Annotated in this window: 11 protein-coding genes and 1 tRNA gene; 8 read left to right on the top strand and 4 right to left on the bottom strand. The window is 40.6% G+C overall.

What is annotated here, in order from left to right:
* The first annotated feature begins 34 nt into the window (after positions 1-34).
* Entirely contained in the window at positions 35-964 is a 930-nt protein-coding gene (locus OFO01_RS08075; protein WP_270859651.1) for a ribose-phosphate pyrophosphokinase, read from the top strand.
* 132 nt (positions 965-1,096) lie between these two features.
* Positions 1,097-1,906, top strand: coding sequence for a transporter substrate-binding domain-containing protein (locus tag OFO01_RS08070; RefSeq protein WP_270859652.1), 810 nt, complete (start codon positions 1,097-1,099; stop codon positions 1,904-1,906).
* Between the two features lie 419 nt (positions 1,907-2,325).
* Here OFO01_RS08070 and lepA read toward each other — a convergent pair whose 3' ends face one another.
* From lepA to serS, 3 genes are all read right to left on the bottom strand, one after another.
* Positions 2,326-4,116, bottom strand: a complete 1,791-nt coding sequence (gene lepA, locus OFO01_RS08065; protein ID WP_270859653.1) for a translation elongation factor 4 — start codon at positions 4,114-4,116, stop codon at positions 2,326-2,328.
* A gap of 99 nt (positions 4,117-4,215) precedes the next feature.
* Positions 4,216-10,692, bottom strand: a complete 6,477-nt coding sequence (locus OFO01_RS08060) for a hypothetical protein (protein ID WP_270859654.1) — start codon at positions 10,690-10,692, stop codon at positions 4,216-4,218.
* Between the two features lie 768 nt (positions 10,693-11,460).
* Entirely contained in the window at positions 11,461-12,714 is a 1,254-nt protein-coding gene (serS, locus tag OFO01_RS08055) for a serine--tRNA ligase (RefSeq protein ID WP_270859655.1), read from the bottom strand.
* 166 nt (positions 12,715-12,880) lie between these two features.
* Between serS and OFO01_RS08050 the strand changes: the two genes are divergently transcribed.
* Genes OFO01_RS08050 through OFO01_RS08025 form a run of 6 tightly spaced genes read left to right on the top strand, consistent with a single transcriptional unit; the run spans position 12,881 to position 16,345 of the window.
* The gene (locus tag OFO01_RS08050) at positions 12,881-13,636 is read left to right on the top strand and encodes a DUF4198 domain-containing protein (RefSeq protein ID WP_270859656.1); all 756 of its coding nucleotides are present in this window, start codon (positions 12,881-12,883) and stop codon (positions 13,634-13,636) included.
* A gap of 10 nt (positions 13,637-13,646) precedes the next feature.
* Positions 13,647-13,790, top strand: a complete 144-nt coding sequence (locus OFO01_RS08045; protein ID WP_270859657.1) for a hypothetical protein — start codon at positions 13,647-13,649, stop codon at positions 13,788-13,790.
* Positions 13,780-14,370 (top strand): cobalt transporter CbiM, encoded by a 591-nt coding sequence (cbiM, locus tag OFO01_RS08040; RefSeq protein ID WP_270859658.1) that lies wholly within the window; start codon positions 13,780-13,782, stop codon positions 14,368-14,370. Before OFO01_RS08045 ends, cbiM begins: the two co-directional genes overlap by 11 nt.
* A complete protein-coding gene (locus OFO01_RS08035; protein ID WP_270859659.1) occupies positions 14,367-14,843 on the top strand; it encodes a hypothetical protein in 477 nt (158 codons plus the stop codon). The genes cbiM and OFO01_RS08035 overlap by 4 nt, the downstream gene beginning before the upstream one ends.
* A 9-nt stretch (positions 14,844-14,852) precedes the next feature.
* Entirely contained in the window at positions 14,853-15,518 is a 666-nt protein-coding gene (locus OFO01_RS08030) for an energy-coupling factor transporter transmembrane component T (RefSeq protein WP_333720422.1), read from the top strand.
* Between the two features lie 35 nt (positions 15,519-15,553).
* Positions 15,554-16,345, top strand: a complete 792-nt coding sequence (locus OFO01_RS08025) for an energy-coupling factor ABC transporter ATP-binding protein (protein WP_270859660.1) — start codon at positions 15,554-15,556, stop codon at positions 16,343-16,345.
* Here the strand turns inward: OFO01_RS08025 and OFO01_RS08020 are convergent.
* Positions 16,324-16,400: transfer RNA gene (locus OFO01_RS08020), tRNA-Glu, on the bottom strand. The two genes, OFO01_RS08025 and OFO01_RS08020, sit on opposite strands and share 22 nt — an antisense overlap.
* Positions 16,401-16,495: the final 95 nt, after the last annotated feature.

Raw genomic sequence — 16,495 nt, 5'->3', positions numbered from 1 at the left:
AAAATTAGAGTTCATCTTATCACAAAGGCAAAATATGCGTGGCTATAAAATCGTATCAGGAAGCGCCAATCCTGACTTCGCAAAAAAAATCTCAAAATACCTATCCCTGCCACTTAGCGAGTGTTCTATCAAGACATTTAGCGACGGCGAGATTAGCGTGCAAATCGGCGAAAGTGTGCGCGGCAAGGATGTTTTCGTCATACAACCGACCTGCGCTCCGGCTAACTCAAATTTAATGGAGCTTTTAATCCTAAGCGACGCGCTAAAAAGATCAAGCGCTAGATCAATCACAGCCGTGGTGCCGTATTTCGGATACGCTAGACAGGACCGCAAGGCAGCCCCAAGAGTGCCAATCAGCGCCAAACTCGTCGCAAACATGATGCAAACAGCAGGCATTGACCGCGTAGTTACGATGGATCTGCACGCTGGACAAATTCAGGGATTTTTCGATATTCCGGTAGATAATTTATATGGCTCTTTGGCGTTTTTGGACTATTTCAAAAACAAAAATTTAAAAAACCCTATCATCGCTAGCCCAGATGTCGGCGGTGTGGCGCGCGCAAGATCCTTTGCTAAAAAGTTAAATTTGGATATGGTTATTGTAGATAAAAGACGCGAAGAAGCCAACAAAAGCGAAGTTATGAATATCATCGGCGATGTAAATGGCAAAGATGTGATTTTAATCGACGATATGATCGATACAGCCGGCACTATCGTCAAAGCCGCCGCTGCGTTTAAAGAAAGGGGTGCTACTAGCGTTATGGCGTTTTGCACACACGCAGTTTTAAGCGGACCAGCTTATGAGAGGCTAAATGAGGGCGCGCTAGATGAGCTAATCGTCACAGATACAATTCCGTTGCGCCAAGAGTGCGATAAAATCAAAGTCATCTCGGTAACATCGCTATTTGGCGAGGTTATCCGTCGCGTATATCACGACGAGAGCGTAAATAGCCTTTTTGGTTAAAATTTATACTAGAAATTCTTTAAATTTACCCACATTTGCCGTGAAATTTAAATTTTATTTTAAAATTTCACGGTAAAATTACTCCTAATATCTTTTTAAAAAAAACTAAAATTTCATTTATAGGAGTATATAATGAAAAAGTTTTTACTTTTATCACTTGGCTGTGCATGTGCATTTGGTGCCTCTTTGCAAGAAATTCAATCAAGCAAAAAGGTCAAAATAGGCGTCAGAGAAAACCTGCCTCCATTTAGCTCGCAAGTAAATGGAGGAAGTGAGGGATTTGAGGTATCTTTGGCCAAAGAAATCGGCACAAAGCTAGTAGGAAGCGACGGCTCAATCGACTTAGTAGTCATCGAGGCAAAAGACAGACTTCCTATGCTTAAAAACGGCGATTTAGACCTAGTGGTCGGCAACTTTTCTGCCACACCAGCGCGCGCTAAGGAAGTGGATTTTTCAGTGCCATACCTAGCAGATGTGCAAGTCGTAGTCACCAGAAAAGCTGACGGAGTTACAAAACTATCTGATTTAAAGGGCAAAAAAATCATAGTCCAAAAGGGTACCACAAGCGATGATTGGCTCAAAACAAATGCACAAAAATATAGTTTTGATGTTTCTTACTGCGAACATGGCGTAGAGTGCGCGGAAAAAATGCTATCAAACGAAGTCGATGGCTACATGCACACAAATATCACAGCCGCCGCAGTTGTGATGAATAATCCTAGCTTAGAAACTGGCGTCAAAAGCGTAGGCGAGATAGATTATATCTGTGTGGGCGCGCAAAAAGGCAACGCAGAGCTTGTAAATTTCGTAAATAACGCAATTATCGAGCTAACAAAGGCAGAGTTTTTTCAACACGCATATACCGATACTTTCGAGAAATTTTACAAAGGCAGTATTGATAAAAAATACCTTCTGCTAGACGATTTCCTTAGCAATTTTTAAGCTAAATTCTACTTTATAAGCCCGAATTTGGGCTTATAAATTTCCCTGATTTGTCATTTGCAAGCAAACGCAGCTAACATGCCAATCCATGGGAATTTCATTGACTTTTAATTTGTCATTGCGAGCCGTGCTTGCAGGGCGTGGCAATCTACGAATTTAAAATTCTTACCGCTAAATTTGCTGTCATTGCGAGCGTAGCGTTGCAATCCAGAGAAATTCAAACAAATTTTAATTCGCAGAAAAATTTATCGGAATTTATATTTTATGGAATTTTAAAAAACTCACTCTAAATTTTACTGGATTGCTTCGCTTTCTACGAAAGCTCGCAATGACAAATTAAACAAATTTTACCCTCGCAAAATTCCTGCGGCAAAAATCACACGAGAAATCCGAGGCAGTATTCCCCAAAGAGCCAAATTTTAATCAATCTTCAAAACACTTAAAAACGCCTCACTAGGCAAATTCACCTTGCCGATAGCTTTCATGCGCTTCTTGCCCTCTTTTTGCTTTTCGAGCAGTTTGCGCTTGCGCGTGATATCGCCACCGTAGCACTTGGCGGTTACATTTTTGCCCATAGCGCGGACATTTTCGCGGGCGATGATTTTGTTGCCAATACTAGCCTGAATCGCCACTTCAAAAAGCTGACGCGGGACGATTTCCTTCATCGCCTTTACCAGATCCCTGCCCTTAGACTGCGCCTTTTCTACCGGCACGATTATAGAGAGCGCATCGACAGCCTCGCCAGCGACGCGAATATCGAGTTTGACCAAATTTCCGCGCCTATAATCGCTAGGCTCATAATCAAAACTAGCATAGCCTTTTGTGCAGGATTTGAGCTTGTCGTAAAAATCCATAATAATCTCATTTGTCGGCACATCGTATTCGAGCAAAACACGCTCTGGCGTGATATAGTCCATTTTGGTCTGCACGCCACGGCGAGAATTTAAAAGCGTGATTAAATTTCCCAAAAATTCACTCGGCGTAATGATTGTAGCGCGCACATAAGGCTCTTCGATATGATCTATATAGTTTGGCTCAGGCAGTTCGCTAGGGCTGTGGATTCGCTTGATAGAGCCGTCTGTGAGATAGACCTCATAAGTAACAGTCGGCGCAGTAGCGATTAGATCGAGGTTAAACTCGCGCTCCAAACGCTCTTTGACAACCTCCATGTGAAGCAAGCCCAAAAACCCCACGCGAAAGCCAAATCCAAGCGCAAGCGAGGTCTCAGGCTCGTAGCTAAGTGAGCTATCATTTAGGCTGAGCTTATCTAGCGCGTCGCGTAGCTCTTCGAATTTATCGGTTTCGACGGGGTAAATTCCAGCAAACACAAAAGGCTTTGCCTTTTCAAAGCCACCGATTGGCTGGGAAGCTTGATTACGATAGAGCGTAATCGTATCGCCGACTTGCACATCGCTGACATTTTTTAGCCCCATTACTACGATACCGACCTCACCACTTCGCACGGCGTTTGTTTTAATCGGCGCAAGAGGGTTTGGATACATGAGCCCTAGCACCTCGTGGCGACCGCCAGTGCCCATGACATAGACCTCATCGCCTTTTTTGACCACTCCGTCATAAATGCGCACAAGGGCGAGTGCGCCAAGATAGTTATCAAACCAGCTATCATAAATAAGTGCTTTCAATGGCTTGTTTTCATCGGTTTTAGGGGCTGGGATTTTCGTGATAATCGCCTCTAATAGCTCTTTTATGCCCTGCCCTGTTTTTGCGCTTACTTCGATTGCCTGGGAGCAATCAAGTCCGATTATATGCTCGATCTCGTCCTTGACGCGCGCAGGATCTGCTGATGGAAGGTCGATTTTGTTTAGCACAGGGATAATTTCTAGGTTGTGTTCGAGTGCGATATAGACATTTGCGATAGTTTGAGCCTGCACGCCCTGGCTGGCATCGACGACGAGTATCGCGCCCTCGCAGCTAGCCAGACTTCTGCTCACTTCGTAGCTAAAATCCACATGGCCTGGGGTGTCGATGAGATTTAGGACATATTTTTCGCCACCAAGCTCGTATTCTAGACGCACGGATTGGGCCTTGATAGTGATACCGCGCTCTTTTTCGATATCCATAGTATCCATGATTTGCGAGCTCATTTGGCGATCTTCGACCGCCTTACACTCGCTGATTAGTCTGTCTGCAAGGGTGCTTTTGCCGTGGTCTATATGGGCAATAATGCTGAAATTTCGTATATTTTTCAAATGTCTTCCTAATTTAAATTTTACTATTTTTTTAAATTTGATTAAATTTAAAAAAGCCTAGCACCAAGGCTAGGCTTTAAATTTTAGCTGGCGTGAAAATTACCAGTTAATGCGGTTGTTGCGGTATCTTCTACCCATATCGATTTTCATTTTATCTTCGTCGAGATCAGTGTCTTTACCGCTACCGCCAGCGACGCTACCTACATCTTTGTAACTACCTTTGACTCCACCTTCGCCTACCCAAGCACTAGGGAGAGTAAATCTGACCTTAATAGGGTTATAGTATTGATGTATACCGCTATATTTCGAAGCATACTCGCTAGAAGTAGGCGCACTCTCTGTCGAGATGTAATTGCCTTGATTTGTGCTATTCGTATAGATAAGCCAAGGGTTGGTTAGTATCTCTATAACATCGCTATGTACTTCACCATAACTTACTTTTATGATTTGTTCGCCATCTTTAAAGCTCTTTCCGTCATTTCTGCCACTAGGAGTTATTTTTACTTGTTTATTTATAGCAGTATCGTATCTAGACACAAACACATCAGCAGCTTTATCGCTATCAAGTGCAGAAATTTTATTTGTGATAAATCCCTGGAACTTACCTTCCACATGACCTTCTTTTTTCAAGGAGTTAAATATGTTGTTCTTAGGGTTCAGATAGTTAAAATCCGCACTAGGTGAGAGCATAGTCGCGCAATGCTCGATATCTTTACCACAATACAAAGCTTCTAATATCTTTATGTCACAAACTTGCCCGACTACGCATTGATACTCTTTTGACCCATCGTCTTGATCGTATGACTTACCATATATGAAATACGCATAAGTACCAGTGCCAGCTGGCATATTTACGCCACCCACACCCGCATAATCTTTAAAATTCGTCAAAGATGTAGATACACCAGAACTCATTGCTGCCTTAGCTTTTTTAATGTCGTCAATTTTATAATACATGACTTTATAGCTATTATCAAATTTCGCTGGTGTAATCTCTCCGTCTCCCTTGCTAAATGTCAGACTATTTAGACTAAAATCCGTAGGGTAGATAAGAGCAGGCAAATGCGCATGTTTTTGCATCCTATCGAAGTTAAAATAGATAGTAGCAGTAGGCGTTTCGCCGTTTTTAAACGCACTAGACATCAGAATAAACTCAGGAAATTTTGGATCTAAAATATTCTTTCCATCTAACTTATGCGCCTTATGAACCAAACCACTATTCAATGAGCCATCTGTATAAAAACTAATGGCATGTTTCAAAGAAAATGGTGTTTTCTGACCTTTAATTTCAGATGAATCATCTATATTTTTATCATTATAACTATAACATCTGCTGTCATAATTCGCACTAGCTTGACATATTTGTTCATCAAATTTATCTTCTTCACCTTCGTTTTTGGCGGCAAAATACTCCGTGCCCTTAGGTATGGTAGTGTAAGACAATAAATTCTTATCTTGTTTATATGTTGCATTGTTTTTAGTGACATTAGCATCAACTTTTAGACAACGACCATCGCTATTGTCCTTGGCACAATCATAATTAAACCCTACGACCACATCCATATCGCTAGCGAAGCCACAAAGTGGTTGCAAAGCTGCATCAGTGGCATTAGCATCAGCCTTATACATCCTGCCATCATATAGCGTAGCTACCACATCTTTATAGACAGCATTATCCAAATACGCAGTAGCATTTATGCGCAACTTAGCTAGTTCGCTCAGCTGTTTAGTCACAGCTTCGTTTATCGTCTCATCTTCTTTATATCCACTGGCATTTAAATCCTTTATTGTATTAGAATCATTCTCAATCTCGACAGAGTTGAAGTATGCAAAACGAGTACCGTTAGTATCAATTACACCGTTTGAGTGAGTAGAAGAAAGCGCAGACGCATTCGCATCATAGCTACCACCACCGTGATTCCAAACAGGTTCATAGTGTCCGTTCTCTAAGCCCACGATAGCCATATTTATCCTATCTGGTTGATAGCGTAGCACTAAACCTAGCGCGTTATTTTCTTTTTTATTGGTTTTTTGTTTTATACCGATATCGCAACCGATTCTACCTCTTTCATCGTGCTTATTTGCAGTAGAGTTGATGATACATTTGGTGCCCCAGTAATCTTTATTTTTTTTACTATCGGCTTTATCACCGCCAGTAGTATTATCATCGGCACTAGCACTTGGATTTTCTCTCTTATCAAATGTCTGATCACCCCAAGCATCTGTCCATGAGTTGTCATATACACTTACCATGACATCACCGACATTGTAATAATTGAAAATTTCGCCCTGTCTGCTTGCTGAATTTTTATCTTTATATAAAATTTCAGTAAATAATGCAGCTGGTTTTCTAGTCTTCGCTTCTGGCTCTTTCAAGGCTTCTAGTCTAATATCACGAGAAGTAAAAGACTCTATATTAGCCACACCTTCACCATTGACATGGATATCCTTCGCTCTAAAATCTGCCCACAGTGTTATTGCGTCTTTATCCCAAACTCTCCTATAATTAGTGCTAAATTCTTTATCATCTACCAAGCATTGCTCTGTTTTGCTTACTTTACCAAATGTAGCATTTTTATCTTTATTTAGCTCAGCATAATTATTTAGCTGATATCTGCCATTATCGATAGCAAACCCAGTATATCCTACGCTCTTATTAGCGCATTGATATTTGCTTGTTCTTCTTAGATAAGTTTGCTCTTCTAGCTTACTTTCTATGAAAAATGATTGGTCTGATATGCTATTGCGACAATCATTTGAGATAAATGGTTTTAGATAAGTCAGTGTTTCCCTATATGACGCCGCTGTCGCATTCGCCTCAGAAGCACTAGCTTCTAATGCTCGCGTAGAGTAATAGCTATTTCTTATACTAAATCTTTGTTGGCTCAAATTTCCGCCTATTCGATTTGTATAGTTTGGCACAGCATGCTCTTTAAAGCTCTTTGCATAAAATACCTTGCTTAGCACATCTTTATTGCTTGCATAGTCACCACCAGTGCGCAACTCATCAGTATGTGCTTCATCCAATTTCTCGGTAATATCGCCTTTGGCGGCAGGATCGACTAATTTAGCATATTTATCGGTAGCTTCCATATCTACTTCGAAATACGCAGGTCTGACTACGAAGCTATCACTATCGCAGACATGGAAAGATCCATCTTGCGACATTTCTACACCGAAATACGATTTAGCTCTATTGATCTCATCGAGGATAGCTTCTTTTTCCTTTTCGAAAGCCTCTCTCTCATCTGTATATCCAGTCGCGGTCTTTGTCTCATTTAGCCATGCCACTTCTAGTGGGCGCTTGTCGCTCTCAGCATCGTTCATGTTATATTGGTTGCGATTACCCAAAAGCTCTGCTACTTTCTCAGGCAAATTTCTATCTTTATTTATATAGTATTCATATAATCTTTCGATTTGATATCTTACATAGTAATCAGTTGGGTTAGAAATCGCCGTAGCTTTGCCGTCTGCGTCATACTCATATAAAGTCAGCGTATCCATAGATAAAGTCGTATTTTCATCTACGCCTATTGTTTGTTGCTCGCTACCTAGACCATTAGGATAGTAGCTAAGCATAAATGTCACGCCCTGAAATGCGTCTAGTATCTCTACATCCTTGATACCTAAGACTTTATTTTCCTTGGTTTGTTTTGTTTCAAACTCGGTATGATAATCCACCATGCTCTTGCCATTACCTACTTTAAATGGCAGTTTAAACTCTCGTGTTATATCTCTACACCTTCCCCTATCTACCGCTCTGATAGCTGACATATAGACCTTGCCAGGCAACTCAAATACTTGCAAATTGCCATTAGCCTCATCGTAGTCTATGCCTATCGTGCCATCACTTAGCTTTTTATCTTTTATTGGCTGGCAAGTGCCGTCAGATTCGATTTTAAAAATTTTTGGGAATCTCGCGCACAATCCACGATTTTGAGTTGTTTGTCCATCGCTTGATAACTCCAAATCCCAGTTAGGGCATTTTCCGCTTTCTGTTACTTTTATCGCACATTGGAATATATCATTGATATCTGGCTGAAAAACCATATTTACATCAAATGGCAACTCTGCTACTTGGGTATATAATCTATCGTCTTGTTCGCTGTTTTTATCTCGGTCTTTTAAATCTTTGAAATTTTGATTTACCACTTTAAGACCATTTAAAAACCTAATCTTAACACTCTGTTCCGTTTCGTTGCTATCACATCTTTCTAGCACAGTCTTAGGTCCTACTATGTTTTTACCATCACGATTCATTGAGTATGAAAGCGTATATCTCATAGGTGTATATACATATGTATTTCCGACAGTAGCGTTAAACTCCATATATGCTGATTGACCTACACCTATACGACCACCAGCGTATTCGACATCACCCATTTCGCCACCAGCATCGCTACCGACACGGAATTTCATATTGTTATTATTCGTCGTAAATATAGTCTTGCCAGCGTAATTCGAATCATAGCCTTCCGCTGCCTCAGCAGATCTTGCTTTATTGGTAGTATATGCACCAGGCTTATCATCTACGAGATAGCTAAATTTCACATTTCTTAGCCGATTGCTATCTAGGTCGGTATTGTTAATACCAGCAGAATTTGGATTGTATGTATTAGACGCACCTGTGGCTAGCTCTACTACTGCACCCTCGATAGCCTCACCTTCGCCTTGGTTGCCTTCTTGGTTTCGAATCTCTGTCCTATAATACAGCGTCTCGCCTACGGCTACCGCGTCTGGCGTATCGACATTACCGACAGTAGTTATTTTTTCGCCAGTTTCTTTGCTATAAAATTTCAACCAACCAGCTGTGTCGTAAAATTTCTGGTTATAACATAGTTTTGGGGTATACAAATCAATAGAAATACCGAAAAACGGCACCAAAGCACGGTTATACGATCCGTCATTTCGCGTGACTATCGCTGCTTCTAGGGTATTTTGTCCATTACCCAATACAGGTTTATCCTGTTCATCTTTCATAGCATAACTTGAAATGTCAAATTCATCTAAGTCAAAACCTTGATGATATTTATTGCTACCTTGTGTTATATATTTTCCACCATCATTCAATACTAACTTTGTTTTTGAACCGTTAAATGCAACTCTATCTTTTGCATTATACTCATTGCTTGTCCTATATGGACTATCTTTGCCATAGGTCAATTTGCCTTTGGTTTTTGCTACATACAGAGCAGAAGTATCATCGCCAGTCAATGCAGGACCACCTGTATCAGTCCTAGAAAGAGTTCCGACCCCGTTAGCACCAAATGACGCTAATATTAACTTGCCTTGGACTTCTCCATTTTTTGGTGTATAAAAGCCGTCTATTGTATAAAAAATACTATCGCCTTGCGCTTCCAAATATCCATCATACAAAGTAACACTTTTAGGTTTGTAAAATTTATCAATATATTCTTTTGCTTTCTTTTCATCAGCCATGCCAATCTTAGAGTAATTATCCATAAGCTTTTTTTGTGATCTTATAGTTTTGTCATAAACCAAAACTACATACCAACCACCATAAGGAAGACGCTGGCTGTTTATAATCTCATTGCCAATCGCATCAGGAGACTTATTATTACTAGGAGCGAAACCGCCACTTACATCCCAAGTTTGGTTTCCATAAGGATCTTGATCGCTATGATAAATTTTGTCTTGTGCATTTATATTGCCTACGGCAAATTCGATTTCATCTGCATAATCTCTAAAACTATCTCTTACAAGGTTAGTTATGTCAGCAGAACAAGTATATATCATAGAATATCTTTGATTTGCTTGACCACCATTATATTCAGATACCCTACCCCTAGATGAGTTGTAACCAAGTCTTCCTTGGCAAGTATCTCTTTTGATATCATAAGTTTTGCCATCAGCTATTTTTAGCTTGATATCTTGGTAGCCAGCTACTGATTTTATATTTAGGACTTTTGGCCATTGTCCATTACTGTATCTATCATCAAGTTCGCCATCATAGTGATTGTTGTATAGATGGCCATACCAATATACACGAGCAAAAACAATATCGTTTTTAGTTACACCTTTTGGTAGCTTAATGCTGTCTTTTGAACTATTAAAACCATCTATGCCACCATCGGTAATATAGCCACCTCTATAACCATTACCAGTAGCACGACCGATTGTTGGATTTGACATGGATTTTATGATTGGGTTACCAGCCGATACTACATCACCATATACAAAGGTGCCAGCTCCACCAAATCTAAGTTGCAAACTCGCTTGTCTAGCTTTATCATCGTTATAGTTTTGGTAGTTAAGATCAGAAAAATCAATTATTTGTTTTTTTCCATTTTCATTACTAGAACCATCATGAGCTGGGACATTTGTGCCTCTTCCGCCAAATATAATCTCTCCTAAATGCGTTCCTTTTGCATCAGAAGGAATTTGACCATCATTTGGAATTTCACCTTGTCGCACAGAAACTTTGTGTATTTTGATATTATGAGTATCATCATAGGTATCATACGCCGCATCATCGTCTGCAAACGCGCCAACGCTAACTCCAAACAAAATCAACATAGCAGATAACGCCCTGCTAAATACCTTTTCTTTTTTCATAATATGACCTCCATCATTTTATGTGTAAAAATTTTCTCTATTTTATTACTAAATCGCTTAAAATAAATATAAATTTAACCTTTAAAAATGTGAATAATCAAGGCATTTAGCGGATTTTTTATTTTTGTTATTTGGGCAAATTTCTTTGCACGCAAATTTACAAACGAAAAAATGCAAATTTGGCGTTCGGTGATTTTAATTCGTAGATTGACTTCGCCTACGGCTCGTCCCAACCTGTCGTGCTACGCACGCCACCGCTACGCTTGTTTTGCTTCGTCGCTATGCTCCTCGCAATGACAATAGCGAGCGAAATTTGTCCAATCTGTCATTGCGAGAATTTTGCGCTAGCAAAATTCGTGGCAATCTACGAGCATAAATTACCAGACGCTGTAATTCGTGTCATTGCGAGACGGCAACGCCGTCGAAGCAATCCAGTAAAATTTCAATTGAATTTCAAAAATTTTATGAATTTTAAATTTCGATAAATTTTTCTGCGAATTAAAATTTTTTTGAATTTCCCTGGATTGCAACGCTAGGCTCGCAATGACAGCAAATTTAGCGCAAGGAATTTTAAAGTCATAGATTGCCACGCTCGTTACACTCGCTCGCAATGACAAATTAAGAGTTAAAAAATTCCCTGGATTGCTTCGTCGCTTTGCTCTTCGCAATGACAAAATAAAGTAAATTTTGCTTCGCTTACAATGACGATAAGATTTCGGCGCAGTATTTTAGGGTAACAGATTATGTGTCATTGCGAAAAGCCAAAATTTACATATATTTTTCTAAAACTTTTGGGATTTCGATAGTGCCATCAGCGCGTTGATAGTTTTCCATCACAGCTATCAAAGTGCGCCCCACTGCCAAAGATGAGCCATTTAGCGTATGCACTAACGCATTTTTTTTATTTTCATCTTTATAGCGAATTTTCGCGCGTCTAGCTTGAAAATCACGACAATTTGAAATCGAGCTTATTTCTCTATATTTATTTTGTCCAGGAAGCCATACTTCAAGATCGATTGTCTTAGCCGCACTAAATCCTAAATCTCCGCTACAAAGCACCATGTGGCGGTGCGGAAGTCCCAAAGAAGATAGTAAATCACTAGCGCAAGATACCATTTCATCTAGCATTTTTGCGCTATCTTCTGGCTTTGTAATCGCCACAAGCTCGACCTTTTCGAACTGGTGCTGACGAATCATGCCCCTAGTATCGCGCCCAGCACTCCCTGCCTCTTTGCGGAAGCAGTGGCTGTAACTCGTAAGCTTTATCGGTAAATTCGCGCTTTCGATAATCTCATCGTTGAATAAATTTGTCGCCGTAACTTCGCTAGTTGGTATGAGATAGAGATTTAGCTCGTCATCATCGACCTTGTAAAGATCGTCTTTGAATTTGGGTAGCTGTCCTGTGCCGTAAAGTATCTCATCACGCACCAAAAATGGCATATTTACAAGCTCAAAACCGCGACTATTGTTAAAATCAATCATATAATTTATCAGCGCCATATTTAGCTTCGCGCCCACGCCACGAAGTGCGGTAAAACGGCTACCGCTAAGCTTCACGCCACGAGCGAAATCTAGCCAACCAAGGCTTTCGCCTAGCTCGAAATGCTCTTTTGGCGTAAAGTCAAATTGCCTTGGTTCTAGCACGGTTTTTACGCATACATTTTCGTTTTCATCTGCGCCAAATGGGACATCATCATCAATGATATTTGGCACGACGGCTGCCACACTATTTAGCTTTTCTTCGCACTCGCTGACCACTGCGCCGAGTTCTGCGATTTTTGCTTTGTTTGCGTCAAGCTCGGCTTTTAGGGCTTTGGCGTCGCCACCATTTCGCGCGATTACGCCCATTTCTTTGCTTTTGGCGTTTTGCACGGCTTGCAAATTTTCCAAATTTGTCTTTTTTTCTTTTAACTCATTGTAAGCGTCAAGTAGGCTTTTTAGAGTGTCTGCGGGGACTTTTTTGGCGATTAGTTTTTTATTAAATTCGTCAAAATTCGTTTCGATTAGTCGTAAATTTATCATATCTTTCTCCGTGAAATAAAAATTTTTGGATTTTAGCGAAATTTTACTTTAAAAATATAAAGTGGGCAAATTTAAGCAAAATTTTATAATATCTAAAAATTTTTAGTGTTATTTTAAGCTAAATTCTGTAATATTACGAAACCGAAATTTTTCACAAGGAGCGAATATGAAATTTAAAATTTTATCCCTTCTAACCTGCGCCGCAACTGCGTCATTTGCGCACTTTGGCGTAGTTTTGGCAGATAGTGATACTATCGAAGACGAAGCCAAAAATAAGCTAAATTTGGTTTATGAATTTACTCACCCTTTCGAGCAAAATCGTATGAATTTAGAAATTCCAAATGTGGCTGAAATTTGGATAAATGGCGAGAAAAAGCCGTTTTTGGATAGTTTAAAAGCGCAAAAAGAGGGCGAAAACGCTTACTACACAGCCGAATTTGAGGTAAAAGAACCGGGCATTTATCAATTTTACTTCGATCCTAAGCCATATTTCGAACCAGCCGAGGGAAAATTTATCCGCCACCAGACAAAAACCGTAATCGACGCTTACGGATACGGCGAGGGCTGGGACGAGCCAGTGGGGCTAAAAGCCGAAATCGTGCCACTTACGCGCCCATTTGGTCTGTATGCGGGCAACTCGTTTTGCGGGACAGTATTATACAAAAATGAGCCCGCAAAAGGCGTAGAAGTCGAGGTCGAATACTACAACAAATCCGCCCTAAAAGCCCCTAGCGAGGATCATATCACGCAGGTCCTCAAAACTAATGCAAACGGAGAATTTTGCTTTACGATGCCTTTATCTGGGCATTGGGGCTTTGCGGCGTTAATCGACGATGACGAAAAAATCACGCACGAGGGCAAGGAATACGGCGTCGAGCTTGGCGCGGTGCTTTGGGTGCAGACCAAAGACTACGAAAAATAGGGCTTTGCGCGTGAAATTTGACGGAGAAATTGAGACGAAATTTAGTATGAATTTAAGCGAGAAATTTGGCGCAAATTTTGCCCATAAATTTAGCTCGAATTTGGGCAAAATTTCATTTAAAATTACGAAATTTAGGACATTAAATGCACATTAGCGAAGGCGTTTTACCAAGCGAAATTTTAATATCAGGTTGGGCGATAAGTGCGCCCGTGGTGGCGTATCTCGCATACCGCTTAAAAGTGGAGAAAATCCCGCAAGTAGCGTGTATGAGCGCGATTTTTTTCATCGCTTCATTTATCCATTTGCCAGTGGGCGCAAGCTCCGTGCATTTGATTTTGGGCGGATTAATCGGCGCAGTGTTGGGTGCTGACGCGATTTTAGCGATATTTGTGGGGCTTATGCTTCAAGGGGTTTTCTTTGGCTTTGGCGGGATTACGATTTTGGGCGTAAATACCGCAATCATCGGCTTTCCAGCCGTTTTGGGCGCAGTGTTTGTGCGCGTGTGGAGAGGCGCCAAAATGCCCGCCACGACGGCGTTTTTCCTAGCAGGAGCGGTGCCGATACTCATCTCAACGCTACTTTTGGATTTAATCCTTTTTGCTAGTGGCAAGGAATTTTACACAATCATCACGCTAATCTCGCTAGAATCGGCAGTTTTGGCGGTTTTGGAGGGGATTATCGCGCTGTTTGCGCTGAAATTTATCGTGCGCGTAAAAAAAGAAATTTTGCTATGAAAAGGCTTATTTTTGCGCTGTTTGCGCTAGTTTTGGCAAATACTGCCCCGGCTCACTCGCTCAAAGTTTTCGCCAGCCAAGACGGGGAAAATGTGCGCATAAAAAGCTTTTTTTACGGCAATTCGCCCTGCCAAAACTGCGATGTGAAAATCAGCCAAAACGGCGCAGTATTACTGGAAGCAAAAACCGATAAAACTGGCGTTTTAAGTCTAAATTTGGGCGCTGGGGAATACGAAATCGAAATTTACGGCGGCGCAGGTCATGCAAAAAAAATAAATTTTAAAGTGGAAAATTTAGGTGGAAATTCGCAAAATTTGCAAAGCCAAAATTTAGATCAAAATTCGAGCGAAATTTTGCAAAATTCGCTTGAACCAAAAAATTCATCAAACCAAAATTTATTAAATTTTGCGCTTAGTTTGGCTATAATTTTCGCGATTTTTGGCGCACTCTACGCCATGAAAAAACGCAAATAAGGATCAAAAATCAAAACTTTTAACCCCTGCCAAAACGCCGCAATTAGCCTACTTTGCTTTGTGATTTATAGCTTTTTTGTGGCACTTGGGGGCAAAATTTATCTTAGCTATTTTTTGCCGGTTTTGGCTCTTTTGGCGCTAAATTTTGCCGATTTTAAAGAGATTTTTAAAAAACTTGCGATTTTAAATATTTTTGTATTTTTTATGATACTAAGCGCGCTAATAGCGCAAAATTCGCACTTTGCACTGCTTGTATTTTTTCGAGCAAATTTGATTATGCTTTTTGCGATTTTGATTTTTTGGAAGAGGGACGAGTATTTTTTGGCACGCGGGGTGCGAAATTTAGGGCTTGGGGATAAAATTTCATCGATTTTTTATTTTTGCGTGAAATTTATCGCGTTTTTGCGCGCGGAGTTAGAACGCCAAAAAACCGTGCTTTTGGTGCGTGGATTTAGGGCGAAAAGTTCGATTTTTAGCTACAAAACCTACGCAAACTGCGTCGCGCTACTAATTTTAGGGGCATTAGGCAGGGCAGAAAATCTGCAAAACGCCCTGATTACGCGCGGATTTAGCGGGAAATTTTTCTTCGCCAAAGAGAAATTTGGCGCACTTGAAATCGGATTTTTATTTTTTGTATTAATTTGCCTTTTTGCAAGGCTTGGAGAGATAATTTGAGCTGTTCGGTAAAACTTAGAAATTTAAGCGCGAAAATGGGCGATAGAACCCTTTTTGCGGGGCTAAATTTAGATGTCGCGCACAAGGAAAAAATCGTAATCTTGGGCGAAAATGGTCGCGGAAAAACCACGCTTTTGGAGATTTTGTGCGGGTTAAGAGCGCCTAGTGGCGGGGAAATAGAGATTTTTCACGAAAAAATTTCTAGCGTCAAAGAGTTTGCGAAATTTCGCCAAAATATCGGATTTTTGTTTCAAAATTCCGACGAGCAATTCATCTGCGCCAATGTCTTTGACGATGTCGCATTTGGGCTTAGGGCGCGAAACGAAGCGATAAAAAAGGGGCAAAACGGGGGCGCAAAAAAGGCTAAAATTTTAAAATTTTTCCGTAAAAATTCGGGCGAAAATTTAGAGCAAAATTCCAGCGAAAATTCCAGCGAAATTTTCACCACGCCGCACAATCACCACATAAAACCGCGAAAAATTTTAAGCGAAGACGAGATAAAAATCCAAGTTGATGAGATTTTGCAGCGCTTTGGAATCTCGCATTTAAGGGACGCCGTGCCGTATCATCTAAGCGGCGGCGAGAAAAAACTCGTAGCACTTGCTGGGGTGATTGTGTGCGAGCCTGAGATAGTTTTGCTCGATGAGCCCACGACTGGGCTTGATTTTGCTATGCAATCGCGCGTCGCAAAAATCCTCAAAAACCTCGATCTTAGCGAGATTATCGTGAGCCATGATGAGAAATTTATAGGTGCCGTGGCGGATAAAATTTACACATTGGGCGAAGACGGATTATTTAGTGCAAATGGCGAGCCTTGCGGGATTTGAACCACGCGTTTCTACACTGAGAATGTAGCGTCCTGGGCCGCTAGACGAAAAGCTCAAAAAACATGAATTATACTATTTTTTTGCTAAATTTTGCTTTTACTCTAAATAAAATTAAAAATTTCGGCAAATTTAAAGGCGAAATTTGCCGAA

Origin of the sequence: Campylobacter sp. JMF_01 NE2 (assembly GCF_027737365.1) — a bacterium.
GTDB lineage: Bacteria > Campylobacterota > Campylobacteria > Campylobacterales > Campylobacteraceae > Campylobacter_B.
This window is presented reverse-complemented; position numbering and strand designations above follow the sequence as displayed.